Annotated in this window: 17 protein-coding genes and 1 pseudogene; 10 read left to right on the top strand and 8 right to left on the bottom strand. The window is 70.2% G+C overall.

The window, feature by feature from the left end:
• The first annotated feature begins 39 nt into the window (after positions 1-39).
• A complete protein-coding gene (locus tag H7J89_RS21940) occupies positions 40-1,236 on the top strand; it encodes an MFS transporter (protein WP_264046617.1) in 1,197 nt (398 codons plus the stop codon).
• Here the strand turns inward: H7J89_RS21940 and moeA are convergent.
• Positions 1,233-2,438, bottom strand: a complete 1,206-nt coding sequence (gene moeA, locus H7J89_RS21935; RefSeq protein ID WP_264046614.1) for a molybdopterin molybdotransferase MoeA — start codon at positions 2,436-2,438, stop codon at positions 1,233-1,235. The genes H7J89_RS21940 and moeA overlap by 4 nt on opposite strands.
• Positions 2,439-2,569: 131 nt before the next feature.
• Between moeA and H7J89_RS21930 the strand changes: the two genes are divergently transcribed.
• The 3 genes from H7J89_RS21930 to H7J89_RS21920 all read left to right on the top strand — a co-directional run bounded on the left by H7J89_RS21930 (position 2,570) and on the right by H7J89_RS21920 (position 4,722).
• Positions 2,570-3,049, top strand: a complete 480-nt coding sequence (locus H7J89_RS21930) for a VOC family protein (RefSeq protein ID WP_264046613.1) — start codon at positions 2,570-2,572, stop codon at positions 3,047-3,049.
• A complete protein-coding gene (locus tag H7J89_RS21925) occupies positions 3,040-4,482 on the top strand; it encodes a flavin-containing monooxygenase (RefSeq protein WP_264046611.1) in 1,443 nt (480 codons plus the stop codon). The genes H7J89_RS21930 and H7J89_RS21925 overlap by 10 nt, the downstream gene beginning before the upstream one ends.
• Positions 4,483-4,563: 81 nt before the next feature.
• Positions 4,564-4,722 (top strand): hypothetical protein, encoded by a 159-nt coding sequence (locus H7J89_RS21920; RefSeq protein WP_264046609.1) that lies wholly within the window; start codon positions 4,564-4,566, stop codon positions 4,720-4,722.
• 10 nt (positions 4,723-4,732) lie between these two features.
• Here H7J89_RS21920 and H7J89_RS21915 read toward each other — a convergent pair whose 3' ends face one another.
• Positions 4,733-5,227, bottom strand: a complete 495-nt coding sequence (locus H7J89_RS21915; protein ID WP_264046606.1) for a cupin domain-containing protein — start codon at positions 5,225-5,227, stop codon at positions 4,733-4,735.
• Between H7J89_RS21915 and H7J89_RS21910 the strand changes: the two genes are divergently transcribed.
• On the top strand, positions 5,226-5,948 hold the full coding sequence (locus H7J89_RS21910) for a M24 family metallopeptidase (protein WP_264046604.1): 723 nt from the start codon (positions 5,226-5,228) through the stop codon (positions 5,946-5,948). The genes H7J89_RS21915 and H7J89_RS21910 overlap by 2 nt on opposite strands.
• A gap of 54 nt (positions 5,949-6,002) precedes the next feature.
• On the opposite strand, the gene H7J89_RS21905 is transcribed toward H7J89_RS21910, so the two are convergent.
• Positions 6,003-6,911, bottom strand: coding sequence for an SDR family NAD(P)-dependent oxidoreductase (locus tag H7J89_RS21905; protein WP_264046602.1), 909 nt, complete (start codon positions 6,909-6,911; stop codon positions 6,003-6,005).
• 102 nt (positions 6,912-7,013) lie between these two features.
• On the opposite strand from H7J89_RS21905, the gene H7J89_RS21900 reads away from it, so the two are divergent.
• The 3 genes from H7J89_RS21900 (at position 7,014) to H7J89_RS21890 (ending at position 10,361) form a co-directional block, all read left to right on the top strand.
• The gene (locus H7J89_RS21900; protein WP_264046600.1) at positions 7,014-7,580 is read left to right on the top strand and encodes a TetR/AcrR family transcriptional regulator; all 567 of its coding nucleotides are present in this window, start codon (positions 7,014-7,016) and stop codon (positions 7,578-7,580) included.
• Between the two features lie 159 nt (positions 7,581-7,739).
• On the top strand, positions 7,740-9,365 hold the full coding sequence (gene groL / locus H7J89_RS21895) for a chaperonin GroEL (RefSeq protein WP_067949166.1): 1,626 nt from the start codon (positions 7,740-7,742) through the stop codon (positions 9,363-9,365).
• A 159-nt stretch (positions 9,366-9,524) separates the two neighbouring features.
• Positions 9,525-10,361: an SDR family NAD(P)-dependent oxidoreductase gene (locus H7J89_RS21890; protein ID WP_264046598.1), complete on the top strand. Its 837-nt coding sequence runs from the start codon at positions 9,525-9,527 to the stop codon at positions 10,359-10,361.
• Here the strand turns inward: H7J89_RS21890 and H7J89_RS21885 are convergent.
• From H7J89_RS21885 to H7J89_RS21870, 4 genes are all read right to left on the bottom strand, one after another.
• Positions 10,350-10,919 (bottom strand): carboxymuconolactone decarboxylase family protein, encoded by a 570-nt coding sequence (locus H7J89_RS21885; protein ID WP_264046595.1) that lies wholly within the window; start codon positions 10,917-10,919, stop codon positions 10,350-10,352. The two genes, H7J89_RS21890 and H7J89_RS21885, sit on opposite strands and share 12 nt — an antisense overlap.
• Positions 10,920-10,992: 73 nt before the next feature.
• A complete protein-coding gene (locus H7J89_RS21880; RefSeq protein WP_264046593.1) occupies positions 10,993-11,391 on the bottom strand; it encodes a pyridoxamine 5'-phosphate oxidase family protein in 399 nt (132 codons plus the stop codon).
• 30 nt (positions 11,392-11,421) lie between these two features.
• On the bottom strand, positions 11,422-12,027 hold the full coding sequence (locus tag H7J89_RS21875) for a PPE family protein (protein WP_264046591.1): 606 nt from the start codon (positions 12,025-12,027) through the stop codon (positions 11,422-11,424).
• A gap of 38 nt (positions 12,028-12,065) precedes the next feature.
• Entirely contained in the window at positions 12,066-13,796 is a 1,731-nt protein-coding gene (locus H7J89_RS21870) for an N-acyl-D-amino-acid deacylase family protein (RefSeq protein ID WP_264046588.1), read from the bottom strand.
• A 54-nt stretch (positions 13,797-13,850) separates the two neighbouring features.
• Here H7J89_RS21870 and H7J89_RS21865 point away from each other — a divergent pair, with 54 nt between their 5' ends.
• On the top strand, positions 13,851-14,375 hold the full coding sequence (locus H7J89_RS21865; protein WP_264046586.1) for a mycothiol transferase: 525 nt from the start codon (positions 13,851-13,853) through the stop codon (positions 14,373-14,375).
• Between the two features lie 20 nt (positions 14,376-14,395).
• The gene (locus H7J89_RS21860; protein WP_264046584.1) at positions 14,396-15,265 is read left to right on the top strand and encodes a hypothetical protein; all 870 of its coding nucleotides are present in this window, start codon (positions 14,396-14,398) and stop codon (positions 15,263-15,265) included.
• On the opposite strand, the pseudogene H7J89_RS21855 reads toward H7J89_RS21860, so the two are convergent.
• A pseudogene (locus H7J89_RS21855) lies at positions 15,262-16,926 on the bottom strand (cytochrome c biogenesis protein CcdA). The gene H7J89_RS21860 and the pseudogene H7J89_RS21855 sit on opposite strands and share 4 nt — an antisense overlap.
• Positions 16,927-16,944 lie beyond the last annotated feature (18 nt).

Raw genomic sequence — 16,944 nt, 5'->3', positions numbered from 1 at the left:
GGTTGGTTCGGGCCCGCAGGGGGAACGCCCACCTTCGATATGCATCCGAATGACGATTGGGCGCCGCGGCTGCGCCCGGCGAAGGTCGCCGTCACCGCCGTATTCATCGCCCACGCCGTGGGGTTCTCCTCGTGGGCCGCCCACATTCCGGCCGTCAAGGCCGACCTCGGCCTGTCCGACGCGGCGCTGGGGACGGCGCTGTTCGGTGCGCCCCTGGGGTCGGTCGTGGCCACGCTGGGCAGCCACTGGGCGCTGCCGCGCTGGGGCAGCCACCGGCTGATCCCGGTGACGGCCGCCGGCTACGCCCTCGCCGGCACGACGGTGGGGCTGGCCCGCTCCGGGCCCTGGCTGTTTGCGGCGCTGGCGTTGTGGGGGATGTTCCAGGGCGGGCTGGACGTCGCGATGAACACCCAGGCGGGCACGGTCGAGCGCTTGGCCCGGGCGCCGATCATGGCCCGCTTCCACGGCATGTGGAGCGTCGGCGCGTTACTGGGCGCCCTGATCGGCGCGGCGTGCGTCGGCGCGGGCATCGGCCTGACGCCCCAGCTGGCGGCGGTCGGGCTCGCGGTCCTGGTCGTCGTCGGGGCGCTCACCCGGCGGCTGATTCCGGACCGGGCGGGCGGGTCCGCGGAATCGCCCGCCAAAGGGGCCTGGCTGACGCCGACGGTGGCGATCCTTGCGGCCGTCGCCTTCGTGTCGTTCCTGTGCGAGGGCGCCGCCACCGACTGGTCGGCCAACTACCTGCGCAACGTCGTCGGCGCGGGTCCCGGAGTCGCCGCGTTGAGCTACGCGGCCTACACGCTGACGATGGTCGTCACCCGGCTGGGCGCGATCCGCCTGCACGCGCGGGTGTCGGCCCGCCGGCTGCTGCCCGCCCTCGCGCTGTTCGCCGCGGCGGGCATGGGCGTGACGCTGGCGACCGCCAATTCCGTTGTCAGCGTTGTTGGATTCGCGTGTCTGGGGGTCGGCGTGGCGCTGCTGGTGCCCACCGCGTTCAGCGCGGCCTACGGTGCGGGCGGTGCGGGCTCGGCGATCGCCATCGTCGCGGCGACGGGCTGGCTGGGCTACCTGCTGGGGCCGCCGCTGATCGGCCACCTGGCCGACCGGGTCGGATTGGCCGCGGCCCTGGTGACGATCCCGGTGCTGATGACCGTTGTCGCCGTCGCCATCCGCTGCGCCACCGCCTTTGACCGCGCCGACGAATTCCACCGGCAGGTGGCCACCCCCGCGGCCTAGGCCAAGTCCCAGACCTGTAGCTCGGTTCCCTCGGACACCTCGACGACGTCCTCGGGGATGTCCAGCAGCGCGTTCGCCGACGCCAGCCACCGCAGGTGGTGCGAGGCGGGCGGGCCGTAGCTGGTGACGGTGCCGGCGTCGCGGTCCAGCACCGCGCGGCGGAACTGCCGTTTGCCGCGTGGCGAGGTCAACGACTCGGTGAGCACGGCGGCCCGGTGCGGGCGTTCCGGGTCGGGCAGGCCCATGGCTTTGCGCAGCGCGGGCCGGATGAACACCTCGAAGGACACCAGGGCGCTGACCGGGTTGCCGGGCAGGGTGACGATCGTCGCGCCGGCCACCCGGCCGATGCCCTGCGGCATGCCGGGCTGCATCGCCACCTTGACGAACTCCACGCCCTGGCCGCCCTCGCGGCCGAACGCGTCCTTGACCACCTCGTAGGCGCCGGCGCTGACCCCGCCGCTGGTGATGATCAGGTCTGCCTCGCCGGCATGCTTGTGGATGAGCGAACTGAACTGTGCGACATCGTCTTCGGCGGTGGCCACCTCGATCACGTCGGCGCCCGCGTCGCGGACGGCGCCGGCCAGCATGATCGAGTTGGACTCGTAGATCTGCCCCGGCCGCAGCGGGTTGCCCGGCGCCACCAGCTCCGACCCGGTCGATATCACCAGCACGCGTTGGCGCGGGAGCACGGGCAGTTCGGCCATCCCCAGCGCCGCGGCCAGGCCGAGCACGGCCGGCGTCACCACCTGGCCGCGCCGCAGCACGGTGGTGCCGGGGGCGACGTCCTCACCCGCACGCCGGATGTGCTTGCCGGCCTCGCGCGGCGCGCGGATCGACACGACATCCACCCCGCCGTCGGTGTCTTCGACGGGCACGACGGCCGTCGCCCCGGCGGGCAGCGGTGCGCCGGTCATGATGCGGTGCGCGGTGTTCGGTTGCAGCGTCAGCTCGTCGGTCCGCCCGGCCGGAATGTCCTCGGCGACCTCGAGCGCCACCGGGTGCTCGGGCGTGGCGCCGGAGGTGTCCTCGGCGCGCACCGCGTATCCGTCCATCGCGGAGTTGTCGAAGACCGGTAGCGCCAGCCCCGCGACCACGTCGTCGGCCAGGACCAGGCCCTGCGCCTCGGCCAGCGCGGCGGTGTCCGCCGGCCGGGGACGGATCAGTTCGGCTACGACGCGCTGATGTTCTTCGACCGACCGCACCCGGCCATTATCGGCCCGTCGGATTGCGAAGCCGACCCCGGTGAGTTCTTCGGGCATGGACCAGAGCCGACGTTGCGCCAAAAGTCCCCATCTCGTTGGGGGCCGCGGCGCTTCGACGTACAGTCGAGAACGTGATTACCGGAATGGCCCACACCGGGGTGTGTGTTCCGGATTGCGAGGCGGCCGTGGCGTTTTACCGAGACGTATTGGGCCTGCGTGTGCTCTCGCCGCCCTATGTGATGACCGGTAACGCCATTCGCGACGACATGGGCGAGCTGGTGGAAGACCCCAGCATGAAGGCGGCCATCGTGGGGTTGCCGGGCGACGGCGATCGCGTGCTCGAGGTGATCGAATACCTCGGCGTGCGACCGGACGGGCGCGCCGGCGGCAGGGCACTGACCGACCACGGGCTGTCCCACGTCGGACTCATCTGTGACGACATCGACGCCACCCGGGCGGAGCTCGAGGGCAAGGGCGTGCGCTTTCTGGTCACGGGAATCGCGGAGGTCGCGCGGGTCCGCACCACGTGGTTCGCCGACCCCTGGGGCGTGGTGTTCATCCTGGTGGAGAAGAGCCGCCCGCAGCGACCGTACTTCTCGCAATGGGCGTGAAGCCGACCGTCGGCATCATCGGCGCGGGCGCCGGCGGCATCGCCATGGGCATCCAACTGGCCGGGGGCGGCTACGAGTTCACCATCTTCGACCGCGCCGACGGATTCGGCGGGACCTGGCGCCACAACACCTTTCCGGGCGCGGCGTGCGACGTCCCGTCGCACCTGTACTCGTATTCCTTCGCCCCCAACCCGCGGTGGAGCAAGACGTACGCCAACCAGCCCGAGATCCTGGCGTACCTGGAAAGGGTCGCCATCGACCATGGGTTGGGCGCGCGCCTGCGGGCCAACACCGCGATTGTCGACGTGCGCTGGTCGGACGCCCGGCGCCGCTGGACGCTGACCGACGGCGGCGGGCGCGAGCACGAATTCGACGTGGTGGTCAGCGCCGTCGGGATGCTCGACGTGCCCCACATCCCGGAGATTCCCGGCGCGCGGCGATTCCGGGGACGCCAATTCCATTCGGCCCGTTGGGACCACAGCAAGTCGACGGCCGGGGAGCGGGTGGCGTCCATCGGAACGGGCGCCAGCGCTATCCAGTACGTGCCCGCGATAGCGCGAAAGACCGCGCACCTGACCGTGTTTCAGCGGACCCCGATCTGGATCGCACCCCGATTCGACTTCCCGTTCACCCCCGAGCAGCACGAGCTGTTCGAGCGCGACCCCGCGATGGCGCGCAAGCTCAGGGACGAGGCCTTCGACGCCTATGAGTCGGCCAGCTTCGACGTCGAACATGCCCAGACGCGAGAGGCCACCGAGCTGGCCCGCAGTTACCTCATGCGCAAGGTCGCCGACCCCGAGCTGCGGGCCAAACTGATGCCGGACTATCCCGCCGGCTGCAAGCGGCCGCTGATGTCACGCGAGTGGTACCCCACGTTCGCGTTGCCCAACGTCTCCCTGGAGACCACCGCGATCGCCGAGCTGACCGAGCGGGGCGTACGCACCGCGGACGGCGTCGAGCACCGCGTGGACACCATCATCTACGGCACCGGGTTCAAGGCCTCCGACTATCTGGCGAGCATCGACGTATACGGCACCGGCGGTCGCCGCCTGGCCGACGACTGGAGCGGCGGCGCCGAGGCGTACCTGGGCACGCTGGTGGCCGGTTACCCCAACTTCTTCACGCTGTATGGCCCCAACACGAACGGCGTCAACTCGATCATCTACATCCACGAGGCGCAGACGACCTTCGTCCGTCATATCCTCGACGCGATGGACGGCCGTGGCGCGCGCACGGTGGAGGTGACGCCCGGGGCGCAGCGCCGCTACAACGACGAGATCCAGGCCGCGATGGCGGGCAAGGTCTGGCTGGCGTGCAACAACTACTTCCGCCATCCCAGCGGCAAAGTGGTCACGCAATTGCCGTACAGCGGGCGGATTTTCTTCGAGCGCACCCGCGAGTTGGTCGGCGCCGACTACCGCTTCGGTCGGTGACCGGTCGGCGACCTGAGCCGCCGCCCGCGGACCCTGGCGGACGCGGTCGGCAGGCGCCGGAGGCCCGGGCGCCTCGGTCGTTTGACCCGATCCGCGGTCCTGATGGGGGCGCTGAACGCCGTCTCGACCTTCATCCGCAGCCACGCCGCAGCCCGCTTCGACCTCACCTGCACGGCCAAACCCTACGTCGCGCACACGGCGCGCATCGCCGCCGAGCGCCGAATGTTCGCTCACCATTAACCCGGCGGGTCTACTGCACCCAGTAATTGTCGTGGCGGACGAACCACTCCCTGCGCTCGTCGTCGGTCATGTCGGCGAGCGCCCCGAAGCCCTCGAAGTAGGCCTCCCGCGGCGCGCCCGGCGCGAACAGCATCAGGATCGACGCCGGCTCGTCGGCCCCGTTGTGGAAGCCGTGGACGCCGCCGGGCGGGACATAGAGGAAGTCGCCTTGCCGGCCGTCGGCCCACTGGGTGCCGTCGTAGAGCTTCATCGTCCCGGACAGCACGAAGAAGGCCTCGGACATCGCCCGGTGAAAGTGCGGGCCGGGCCCGCCGCCGCCGGCGGGGAGGTCGACCCGGTACAGCCCGTAGTCGCCGCCGGTGGCCTGCTGGTTGGCCAGGTAGTGGTATTTGACGCCACCGGTCTCGTAGTCGGGCGGCGCGTCGGCCCGCTTGAGCCAGGCGCTGATCTCCGGCTCGTCCTTGGTGTACCGGGGTGGGGGATAGGGCGGCACGACGAGGGACATGCCTCCAGTGTGCGGCTATAGCATCGCGGGCGTGGCGGACGAAGAAGTTCGGGCGGAACGGCTGCTCGACGCCCAGGAGAAGGCGACCCGACTGTTCGACGAGATCGAGCGCCGCGCCATGATCCGCCCCGGCGTCTCGGAAAAGCAGTTGTCCGACGAAATCAACCGGCTCGCCGCGGAAATGCTCGGGGTCACCCGGCACTGGCATCGGCGGATCGTGCGGGCCGGCGAGAACACCCTGCAGCCCTTCAGCGAGCGCCCGCCGGACCGGGTGGTCGACGACGGCGACATCGTCTTCCTGGACCTCGGACCGATATTCGCGGAGTGGGAGGCCGACTTCGGCCGCACCTTCGTGCTCGGCGCCGACCCGCACAAGACCGCCGTCCGCGACGCGCTGCCCCGGGTGTGGCAGGCCGGCCGCGAGTACTTCTACGCGCGCCCGGACATCACCGGGGCCGAGCTGTACGACTTCGTCGTCGGGCTGGCGCACGCCGAGGGCTTCGAGTTCGCCAGTGCCATCGCCGGTCACCTGGTCGGGGAGTTCCCGCACAAGAAGATCGCCGGCCCCGGCGTCCAGTGGTACATCATGCCCGGATCGCACAAGCCGATGCGGCGCACGGACCCGGCCGGCCGCGCCTGCCATTGGATCCTGGAGATCCATCTCGCCGACCGGGCCCGCGGCTTCGGCGGCTTCTACGAGCAGCTGCTCGACCTGCCGTAGTGCCGATCGCAAGCGCAGCGCATGCACCGGGCGCTGCGGGTCGGCACCATCGGGTCAGCCCACGGGATACGTGACGCCGGTGAGCTCCTCCGAGACCGCCCACAGCCGTCGCTGCGCGTCGACGTCGTGGGACCGGCCGTTGGACGTCACCAGCTTGGGGTAACCGCGCTGTTCGCCGAAACCGTCCGGGCCGTAGTACTGGCCGCCGAGCACGCCGGGGTCGGTGGCGGCGCGCAGCGTGGGCAGGGCGCCCATGTCGGCGCCTTGGAAGAGCGGCTCGACCACGGACGTGAGGGCCCCCACCAGTGCAGGGAGGTTGCGGGTCAGTTCGGTCCTCGAGCCGCCCGGGTGCGCGGCCACGGCGCTCGTCGTCCCCCGCGGCGCGAGCCGGCGCTGCAGCTCGTAGGTGAACAGCAGGTTGGCGAGCTTGGCCTGCCCGTATGCCCCGACCCTGCTGTAGCGGCGTTCCCATTGCAGGTCGTCGAAACGGATCCGCCCGAAGCGATGGCCCTGGCTGCTGACCGTCATAACCCGCGAACCCGCGACGGGCAGCAGCCGATCCAGCAGCAGGCCGGTGAGGGCGAAGTGGCCGAGGTGGTTGGTGCCGAATTGCAGCTCGAAGCCGTCCTTGGTGGTCGCCTTCGGGGTGAACATCACGCCCGCGTTGTTGATCAGCAGGTCGACGCGGTCGTAATCGGCCTTGAGTTGCTCGGCCGCGGCGCGGACGGAGTCCAGCGACGTCAGGTCGAGCTCTTGCAGCGCCACCTCGGCGTGCGGACTGCGGGCGGTGATCCGGGCGGCGGCGTCCTTGCCCTTGTCCAGATCGCGCACCGCCAGCACGACGCGGGCGCCGTGGTCGGCGAGCGCGGCGGCCGTCTCGTAGCCGAGGCCGGTGTTGGCCCCGGTGATGACGGCGACGCGACCGGTCTGGTCGGGAATGTCGGCGGCGGTCCATTTGGCCATGGGTTTCTCCTAGAACGGTTAGACTAAACGGGGCGAGCGCTCCGGTTGATGGCAACTATACGGAACGCGCGCCCCGCTTTGTCAACCTGAAGGGGTGAATAGATGGCGCAGCCCGCACGCCCGTTGCGCGCGGACGCGGCGCGCAATCGCGCGCGCGTGCTGGACGTCGCCTACGACACCTTTGCGGCCGAGGGCCTGTCCGTGCCGATCGACGAGGTCGCCCGCCGCGCCGGCGTCGGCGCGGGCACGGTCTACCGGCACTTCCCGACCAAGGAGGCGCTCTTCACGGCCGTCATCGAAAACCGCATGCAGGGCCTCGTGGACGACGGGCACGCCCTGCTGCAAAGCGAGGGGCCCGGTGAGGCGCTCTTCGCCTTCCTGCGCTCGATGGTGCTGCAGTGGGGCGCCGCGGACCGGGGCCTCGTCGACGCCCTGGCCGGCTACGGGATCGACATCGCCTGCGCCGCGCCCGACGCCGAAGACGCCTTCAAGGCCATGCTCGGCGAGCTGCTGCGCGCCGCGCAGAACGCGGGGACCGCGCGCCGCGACATCGATATGCGGGATCTCAAGGCAATCCTGGTCGGGTGCCAGGCGATGCAGGCCTACGACTCGGTGCTGGCCGAGCGGGCGACCGACGTCGTCATCGACGGTTTACGCCCGCCGCGATAAGGGCGAACTCTCGCGACTGGCGAGTGCTAGGTCGGGACGGTGAGACCAGCAGACACCTGGGGTCGTCCGTCGCGGGCACTGCACCCGGCCAGCGTAAGTAATGGGGTGGCCACGCATGGTCACCCGGTGTCATTCCCGATCCGGAGGAATCACTTCGCAATGGCCAAGACAATTGCGTACGACGAAGAGGCCCGTCGCGGCCTCGAGCGGGGGCTCAACGCCCTCGCCGACGCGGTAAAGGTGACGTTGGGCCCCAAGGGTCGCAACGTCGTCCTGGAGAAGAAGTGGGGTGCCCCCACGATCACCAACGATGGTGTGTCCATCGCCAAGGAGATCGAGCTGGAGGACCCGTACGAGAAGATCGGCGCCGAGCTGGTCAAGGAAGTCGCCAAGAAGACCGACGACGTCGCCGGTGACGGCACGACGACGGCCACGGTGCTGGCCCAGGCGCTCGTCAAAGAGGGCCTGCGGAACGTCGCGGCCGGCGCCAACCCGCTGGGTCTCAAGCGCGGCATCGAGAAGGCCGTCGAGAAGGTCACCGAGACCCTGCTCAAGCAGGCCAAGGAGGTCGAGACCAAGGAGCAGATCGCCGCGACCGCCGCGATCTCCGCGGGCGACCAGTCGATCGGTGACCTGATCGCCGAGGCGATGGACAAGGTCGGCAACGAAGGCGTCATCACCGTCGAGGAGTCCAACACCTTCGGCCTGCAGCTCGAGCTCACCGAGGGCATGCGGTTCGACAAGGGCTACATCTCGGGCTACTTCGTCACCGACGCCGAGCGGCAGGAAGCGGTCCTCGAGGACCCCTACATCCTGCTGGTCAGCTCCAAGGTGTCGACGGTCAAGGACCTGCTCCCGCTGCTGGAGAAGGTCATCCAGGCCGGCAAGCCGCTGCTGATCATCGCCGAGGACGTCGAGGGTGAGGCTTTGAGCACCCTGGTCGTCAACAAGATCCGCGGCACCTTCAAGTCGGTGGCCGTCAAGGCCCCCGGCTTCGGTGACCGCCGCAAGGCGATGCTGCAGGACATGGCGATCCTCACCGGTGGTCAGGTGATCAGCGAGGAGGTCGGCCTGTCGCTGGAGAGCGCCGACGTCGCCCTGCTCGGTAAGGCCCGCAAGGTCGTCGTCACCAAGGACGAGACCACGATCGTCGAGGGTGCCGGTGACACCGACGCCATCGCCGGCCGGGTGGCCCAGATCCGCCAGGAGATCGAGAACAGCGACTCCGACTACGACCGCGAGAAGCTGCAGGAGCGCCTGGCCAAGCTGGCCGGCGGTGTTGCGGTGATCAAGGCCGGCGCCGCCACCGAGGTGGAGCTCAAGGAGCGCAAGCACCGCATCGAGGACGCGGTCCGCAACGCCAAGGCGGCCGTCGAGGAGGGCATCGTCGCCGGTGGTGGCGTGGCCCTGCTGCACGCGTCTCCGTCCCTGGACGAGCTGAAGCTCTCCGGTGACGAGGCGACCGGCGTGAACATCGTGCGCGTTGCGCTCGAGGCTCCGCTGAAGCAGATCGCCTTCAACTCCGGGCTGGAGCCCGGCGTTGTCGCCGAGAAGGTCCGCAACTCGCCCGCCGGGACCGGCCTGAACGCCGCCACCGGTGAGTACGAGGACCTGCTCAAGGCCGGCGTTGCCGACCCGGTCAAGGTCACCCGCTCGGCGCTGCAGAACGCCGCGTCGATCGCCGGGCTGTTCCTGACGACCGAGGCCGTCGTCGCCGACAAGCCGGAGAAGGCGGCCGCTCCCGCGGGCGACCCGACCGGCGGCATGGGCGGCATGGACTTCTAAGCCCAAGAGCGGAAAAGTCCCAAGCACTGAAAAAGCCCGGTCCCCCTGGGGGCCGGGCTTTTTCGTGTCCGCCGAGCGTGAGCTCAGGGCGGGATTTCGGCGATTTTTCCGCCCTGGCTGCACGTTCGGCGCGCTGGGCCGCCTTGTACGTTTAACAGCGTGGCCCTTCCGACTCCCTCACCCACCAGCACCGCCGTCGTAACCGGCGCATCGTCGGGCATCGGCGCCGACATCGCGCGGGAGCTGGCCGACCGGGGCCACGGCGTCACGCTCGTCGCCCGCCGCGAAGACCGGCTGCGCGAGCTGGCCGAAGAACTGGCGCGAAGCGTGCGTGTCGAGGTGATCGCCTGCGACGTCGCGGACGCGACGGCCCGCGCCGGTCTCCTCGACGAGGTGGACCGCCGCGGGCTGACCACCGACATCCTGGTCAACAACGCCGGCATCGGCACCATCGGATCGGTGACGAAGACGCGTGTCGACGACGAGGTCGCCCAGGTGCGCGTCAATGTCGAGGCCGTCATCGACCTGACCACCCGCGCGGTCCAGCAAATGGTGCCGCGCGGACGTGGCGCGATCCTCAACGTCGGATCCACCGCGGGCTACCACCCTTTCCCGGGGCAGGCGGGCTACGCCGCCACCAAGGCGTTCGTGCGGACCTGCACCGAGGGGGTGCGCGGCGAACTCGCCGGCACCGGTGTCACCGTCTCGCTGCTGTGCCCGGGGCCGGTTCGCACCGAGTTCCTGAAGACCGCGGGCATGGACGAGCGGAAGTTCGCCGACGCGTTCCCGAAGTTCATGTGGATGCCCTCGCGTGACGTGGCGCGCGTGGGCGTCGACGCGCTCGAGCACGACCGCGGCACCGTGATCGCCGGGCTGCCAAGCCGGCTCAGCACCCGGCTGTTCCAGTTCATGCCGCGACGGCTGCTGCTGCCGCTGTTGAAGAACCAGCACCCGGGCCTGAAATCGGACCCGAGCCGCGACCGGTCAGCCGGCTGACGGCCAGCGCCGCATCCAGCCCTCCACCGGCAGGGCCAGCGCGTTGCACAGCGTGCAGATGGTGCGATACCAGCCGACGGCCGTGAGCAATTCGATCCGCTGCTCGTCGGTAAGGAAGCGCCCCAGTGCAATCCACGTCGGCTCCGACCACGAACCGGTGCGCTCAAGTTCGTCCACCGCGCCGATCAGGGTCCGTTCGGCCGCGCTCCACCGCAGGTCGGCGGCGGCATCGCTGCCGCCGGTCACCAGCGCGTCGCACTCGTCGTCGCTGACCCCCGCGATCGGACCCCAGAACGCCGCCTGCCCGCCCCATTCGTACGCGCAGCCGACCAGTGCGCAGGTGCGCAGGATCGCGATCGTCCGGGTACGGGCCGGCAAAAGCGCTGCGACATAGAGTGATTCGCCGAGCTTGCGCAGCCGGGTGGCCAGCGCCGGGTGGCGCTGCAGGCAGCGCACCAGAAGCAGCGGCTCATAGGTGCGGTCCGGGTGACCCCAGCTGTTGATCCCGGTGGCATCTTCCTCGCTCCACGGCGGGGCGAGCGGTGCGACGCGACTCACGGATCAGACTGTACGGCGCTGGGCCGATGGCGGCGACCCGCTGCGCCCGACTTCGCCGCGCTTGCGATCGCCGCTAGGCCGGCAGCGAGAACACCACGCAGTCGTGCAGGCAGCCCTTGGCCGCGCCGGGGGAGCCGGGGTCGGCCTCGCGGTGCAACAGCGCGCGGGTGGGCACGACGCCGAGCCGTACCGCGTCCCCCGCATCCGTCACCTCGGCCGTTCCGTCGACGATCAGCGAATAGCCGCCGGGCTCGGTCGGGGGCCACAGCAGGGTGACGTCGCGGCGCTGGGCGAGATTCTGCCGGGTGCGGCCGCCGATGAGGCCGACGTCGACGATCGCCTCGCGCAGCTGCGGCTCGACGGTCACGGTGTGCACGCGGTAGTCGTCGTCGACGGTCACCAGGTACGCGTACGGGTAGTCGGGGAGGGCGGCGGCGAGCCGCTCGATGTCCACCTTCTTCTTCGTGCGCATGATGCTCAGGATAGGCGCGGGCCGGGGCCGTCAGAGCGTGCGCGGAACGCGCGCCGCGGGCAGGCCGAAGGTGAGCTGTCCGCTGCTGCTGAAGTGGAAGCCGAGGTTCTGCAGGACCTGCTGCCAGGGCGCCAGTTTCTGCACCGCCGCCGACGCGTCGGCGTGGTAGCCGTACATCGCTTCCACGTCCGACGCCCACATCTGGTCGTACGCGGCCTCGATGTCGGCGATCGCGGGGGTGTTCTGGCCCAGCCAGTTCGTGGACGACAGCGCCCGCGCCAGAGCGCGGTTGGCCGCGACCACCGCGGGCTGCACGGTGTTTGCCAGCGCGCCCTCGAACGCGTGCGCGACGGCCGACGCCTGGCTGGACACCGCCTCAGCCTGGGCGGCGGCCGCGCTGAGCCAGCTCACGTAGTGCGTGGCGAGGGCCATCATCGCCGCCGACGACGGGCCCTGCCAGGACCCGTTGGCCAAATTTGACGTGACCGAAGAAAATGACGATGCTGACGAAGCCAGGTCCTCGGCCAGGCCGTCCCAGGCTTCCGCGGCAGCAAGCAGCGGCCCGGCTCCGGGACCCGCGAAGATTCGTGCCGAGTTGACTTCGGGCGGCAACCACGCAAAATGCGGGCTCGTCACCGGCTCAACTTACCCGGGATTTGGCGGTTTTGGTGGCGTTATTGCGCGGGTAGCGGGCGAGGTTGCCGGCCGCGGACCAACTTGCCTGGGCGGGCTTCGGTGGGCACACCGTTCTCCGCGATCACTTGGCCTGCCACGACCGTGGCGACGTACCCGTGGGCGGTCTGGTCCAGCCGCCTCCCCCCGGCCGGCAGGTCGTAGCTGATCACCGGCTTGTGCAGCCGCAACGCCGCGTGATCAATGACGTTGAGGTCGGCCTTGTACCCGACCGCGACGCGGCCCCGGTCGCCCAGCCCGGCGATGCGGGCCGGCACCGAGGTGAGCTCGCGGACCGCCTCCTGCACCGTGAACCGCCCGGTCTTGCGGTCGCGGGCCCAGTGCGCCAGGAAGTAGGTCGAGTAGCTGGCGTCGCAGATCATCCCGTAGTGCGCGCCGCCGTCACCGAGCCCCAGCACCACGTCGTCGCGGTGCAGCAGTTCCCCGACGGTGTCCAGCGAGTTGCCCTGCAGGTTGCTGGTGGCCACCAACAGCATGGCCCGGCCGTCGTCGTCGAGCAGCCGGTCGTAGGCCTCCTCCATCGGGTTTACGCCCTTGGCCCGGGCCCGGGCGCCGATGCTGGTCGACGGGTCGGGCTCGTAGTCCGGGTTGTCGCCCAGCGGGTAGATCCAGTCCCACATCTGCGCCACGTACAGGATCGGGTGACCGGCGCCGGGCTTGTCGGCGAGGATGCGGGCCCGCACCTCCGGCTTGCGCATCTCGGCGACCCGCTCGGCCAGCGGCAGGTGCGCGATCTCCCGGTAGCTGGGGTAGAGCACGAACGGGTTGGCGGACAGCTGCAGCCCGATGATCAACCCGATCGGGCGGGGCAGCAGCTGCGCGGTGATGTCGCCACCGGCCGCGTTGGCCTTCTCGATCATGGTGATGGCGGACTCCCAAGTGGGGTCGCCCGAGTTGGCGACGACCAGCGTGAATGTCAGCGGCAGGCCGACGTCCTCGGCCACGTCGAACACCGTCTGCAGCACGTGCTCGTAGCCGCCGGCCGGGATGTCGGGCACGAACTGCAACAGGCCGCCGCCGCCGTCGACGACACCGCGGGCGATCTCTTCGATCTCCTCGCGGGCGGCGTCGTAGCTCGGGATGGGCGAGCCGCTTTCGGTCTTGTGGATCGTCAGCCGGGACGACGCGAAGCCCAGCGCGCCGACCTCGGCCGCCTCCTTGGCGAGCGCCCGCATCTTGGCGAGGTCTTCGGCGGTGGCCGGCTCGCGGTCGGCACCGCGCTGGCCCATCACGTAGACGCGCAACGGGGAGTGCGGCAGATACGCGGCGACATCGATATCACGTTGGCGCGACTCCAGGGCGTCCAGGTATTCGGGGAACGTCTCCCACGTCCAGGGCAGGCCGTCGGTCATGACGACGCCCGGAATGTCCTCGACGCCGGCCATCACGTCGACGAGCACGTCGTGGTCTTCCTGGCGACACGGGGCGAAGCCGACGCCGCAGTTACCCATGACCACCGTGGTCACCCCATGCGCTGACGACGGCGTCAGGCGTTCCGACCAGATGGCCTGGCCGTCGTAGTGGGTGTGCAGGTCGACGAAGCCCGGGGTGACCAGCAGCCCGGTGGCGTCGATTTGCCGCTCGGCCCCTTCGCCGTTCACGTGACCGACGGCCGTGATGACGCCATCTTTCACCGCGACGTCGCCGACATACGGCTCACTGCCCAGCCCGTCGACGATGGTGCCGTTGCGGATGATCAGGTCGTACGTCATCCAAACAATCTACGACCGTGCCGGTGGGTCGTGCCAGGATCTAGTGTCGCTGGTATGGCCAACACCTCCAGCCCCGACGCCGCCGTCCAGGAACTGCTTCGCGACGCCTTCACCCGGTTGATCGAACACGTCGACGAGATCGCCGACGGATTGACCGACGAAGTCGCCGAGTACCGGGTGACCCCGGACGCCAACAGCATCGCCTGGCTGATCTGGCACAGCGCGCGCGTACAGGACATCCAGCTGGCCGACGTCGCCGGCGTCGAGCAGGTGTGGCTGCGCGACGGCTGGGTGGACCGGTTCGGCCTGGACCTGCCGCGCAACGACTCCGGCTACGGGCACAAGCCCGAGCAGGTCGCGAAGGTCAAGGCCCCGGCGGATCTGCTGGCCGGTTACTACCACGCCGTGCACAAGCTGACCCTCGAGTACGTCGCCGGCGTGAGCGCCGCCGAGCTGGAGCGGGTGGTCGACACCAACTGGGACCCGCCGGTGACGGCCAGCGCGCGGTTGGTGAGCATCATCGACGACTGCGCCCAGCACCTCGGGCAGGCCGCCTACGTTCGCGGAATCGCTCCGTAGGCGTCGTCGGGTTTTCCGGCGTGCGATTCGTGGCCGCGGTCTTCCGGGCGGTGCTGTGGCTGGCCACCACCGTCGCGCTGGCCGTGGCGATCCCGGCGGCGTGGCTGCAGCTGAACGTGGTCAGCGAGGGCGGGTATGTCGCGCTGGCCCAGCGGGCCGCCGGCGACCCCGCCTTGCAGTCCGCCGCCGCGGACGAACTGGCCAACCGCGCGATGGCTCTCATCGCGGAGCGCAACGGCGGACGCCAGCCGGTCGAGGGCGCCGAGGTGCACCTGGCCGCCGTCGCGTTCACGGCCGGGCCCGCGTTTCCGGCGCTGTTCGCCCAGGCGAACCGGGCGGCGCACCGCTGGTTGTTCACCGCCGACGGCGCCGGCGAGTCGTGGGCGATCGACGTGGCGCCGATGCTCAAGGACGCCTCGATGCAGCGGATCCTGAGCCGGCACAACGTGAAAGTGCCTGCGACGCTGACGGTTCCGTTGACGGCGTCGGCGCCTTCGGCCCACGGGTCGCTGCGGCCGGGGCGGCTGAGCCCGCTCGCCACGTGGGGTCCGTGGGTCAGCGTCGGCGCGGTCGCCCTCAGCGTCGTCTGCGCCGTGCTGATGCTGGCCACGGCGCGCCGCCGTGGGAAGGCGCTCACCAGCCTCGGGGTCTCGGCGCTGCTGGTCGGCGCCGCCGGCTGGGCGGGTATCGAGGTCGCCGGCCGCCATGTCGGCGACGTGCTCAACCGCACCACCGACGAGATCCGCCGCATCGCCGAGGTGATGGTCGGCCACGCCGAGGCGGGCCTGCACGAATGGCTCAACCTCACGCTGCTCGTGGGCGTCGCGTTGGTGATCGGCGGTGTGCTCGTCGCGATGTTGGGCAGCCTGCGGAAGAAGCCGGCCAGCTAGCCGAACGTGAACGAAAACACTTGCAGCCCACGGCTGACGCGCATGTCGAGCTGGTCGCCGCGCGCCGCCTCATCGGCCACGATCGGGTGCAGTGTGGGCGGCCCGCCGACCGCCGTCGTGGTCGTCGTGCCGTCTTGGGTCACGGTCAGGGTGCCCGTGCCGCCGACGACGACGTAGACGTCCTTGGCGGTGTAGCTCAGCCGGATGCCGGCGTCATCGCCGGGGGCGGTGGCGCCCTGGTCGTCCAGCTTCCATCGGCCGCGCAGCGCGAATGTGTCGCCGGCCAGCTGCGGCGGATAGCTGAACGAGCCCGACCTGTAATCGCCTCCGCCGCCGTAGTTTCGGGCCCGGTCGACCCCAGATACGTCTCGGGCGTGAGCCTGGTGCGTGGTGTGGTGTCCGCCGAATGCGTCGGACCGGGCAACCGGGTGTCGGGCTGGGCGTCGACGAGCAGTTCCCGGATCAGCTTCTCGGTGCCGTCGTAATCGCCCTCACCGAATTTCGTGTGGCGGACCGTTCCGTTGGCATCGATCAGGTATTCCGCCGGCCAGTAAAGGTTTTGGTAGTTGTTCCACGTGGTGTAGTCGTTGTCCAGCGCGACGGGGTAGGTGATGTGCAGCGCGGCGGCCCCACTGGACACATTGGCGGGGACCCGTTCGAAGGCGTACTCGGGGGTGTGCACTCCGAAAACGACAAACCCGGCGTCGTGATACCGGTTGTACCAATCGGTTACGTGCGCGATGGCCCGCTGACAGTTGATGCACGAGTAGGCCCAGAAGTCGATCAGCACCACCTTGCCCCGCAGCGAGGCCAGGTCGACCGGAGCGCCGCCCGGGGTGTTGAGCACCCGGTGATGCCGGCGACAGCGGGCGCCGCCCCACACTGCTCGAGCCGGTCCGCGCCTTCGGTGCAGTCGCCCAGCGCGCCACCGCCCGGGGCGCCGAGCTGCTGGCGGATCTTGTTGGCTCCGAACGCTTTCTGCATCGACGCCGTGTAGTCCGGCACGGCGCGTTGCAACATCGCCGGCAGGTTGACCACCAGCGCCACGGCCAGCACGATCATCGTGATGTCGCCGGCGACCTGGACCATGCGCTGTCGCCGTCGGAACGCGCCGATGCGCTCGGCGACACCCCGACCGGCCAGCGCGAACGCCAACAGCGGCAGGGCGGTGCGATCGCGAACGTGGCGGTGAGGATCAGGATGGGCAGGCCGATCGAGGCGGTGCCGCCCGCGACCACGATCGCGGCCAGCACCGGTCCGGCGCACGGCACATACAGCGCACCCAACGTCAAGCCTAACCCGAAACCTGTACTGCCCGTTCCCATTTGGTGCTGAGGTAGGCGGCCGAACGGCCGTTCGATCAGGTGCTGCAGCGGCGGGAAGATCAGGCCGAGGCCGATGAGTGTCAGCACCGCCAGGGCGGCCCAGCGGATCGCGTCCTGCGGCAGGTGCAGCGCGGACAGGATGGCCGAGCCGGCCAGGGTCACCACGCCGAAGCTGCAGACCAGGCCCGCGATCACCAGGTACGGCCGGGCGGCGGAGGCGCGCGCCCGGGTGCCGTCCGCGCCGGAGAAGAAGACCACGGGAAGCACCGGCAGGATGCACGGCGAGACGCCGGTGATGAGGCCGCCGAGGAATCCGATGAGCGCGATGGTGTGCATAGCTACTAACACCCTTAC

Origin of the sequence: Mycobacterium paraffinicum (assembly GCF_025822865.1) — a bacterium.
Lineage (GTDB): Bacteria > Actinomycetota > Actinomycetes > Mycobacteriales > Mycobacteriaceae > Mycobacterium > Mycobacterium paraffinicum.
The sequence above is the reverse complement of the archived record's forward strand: the minus strand, read 5'-3'. Positions and strand labels throughout refer to the sequence as shown.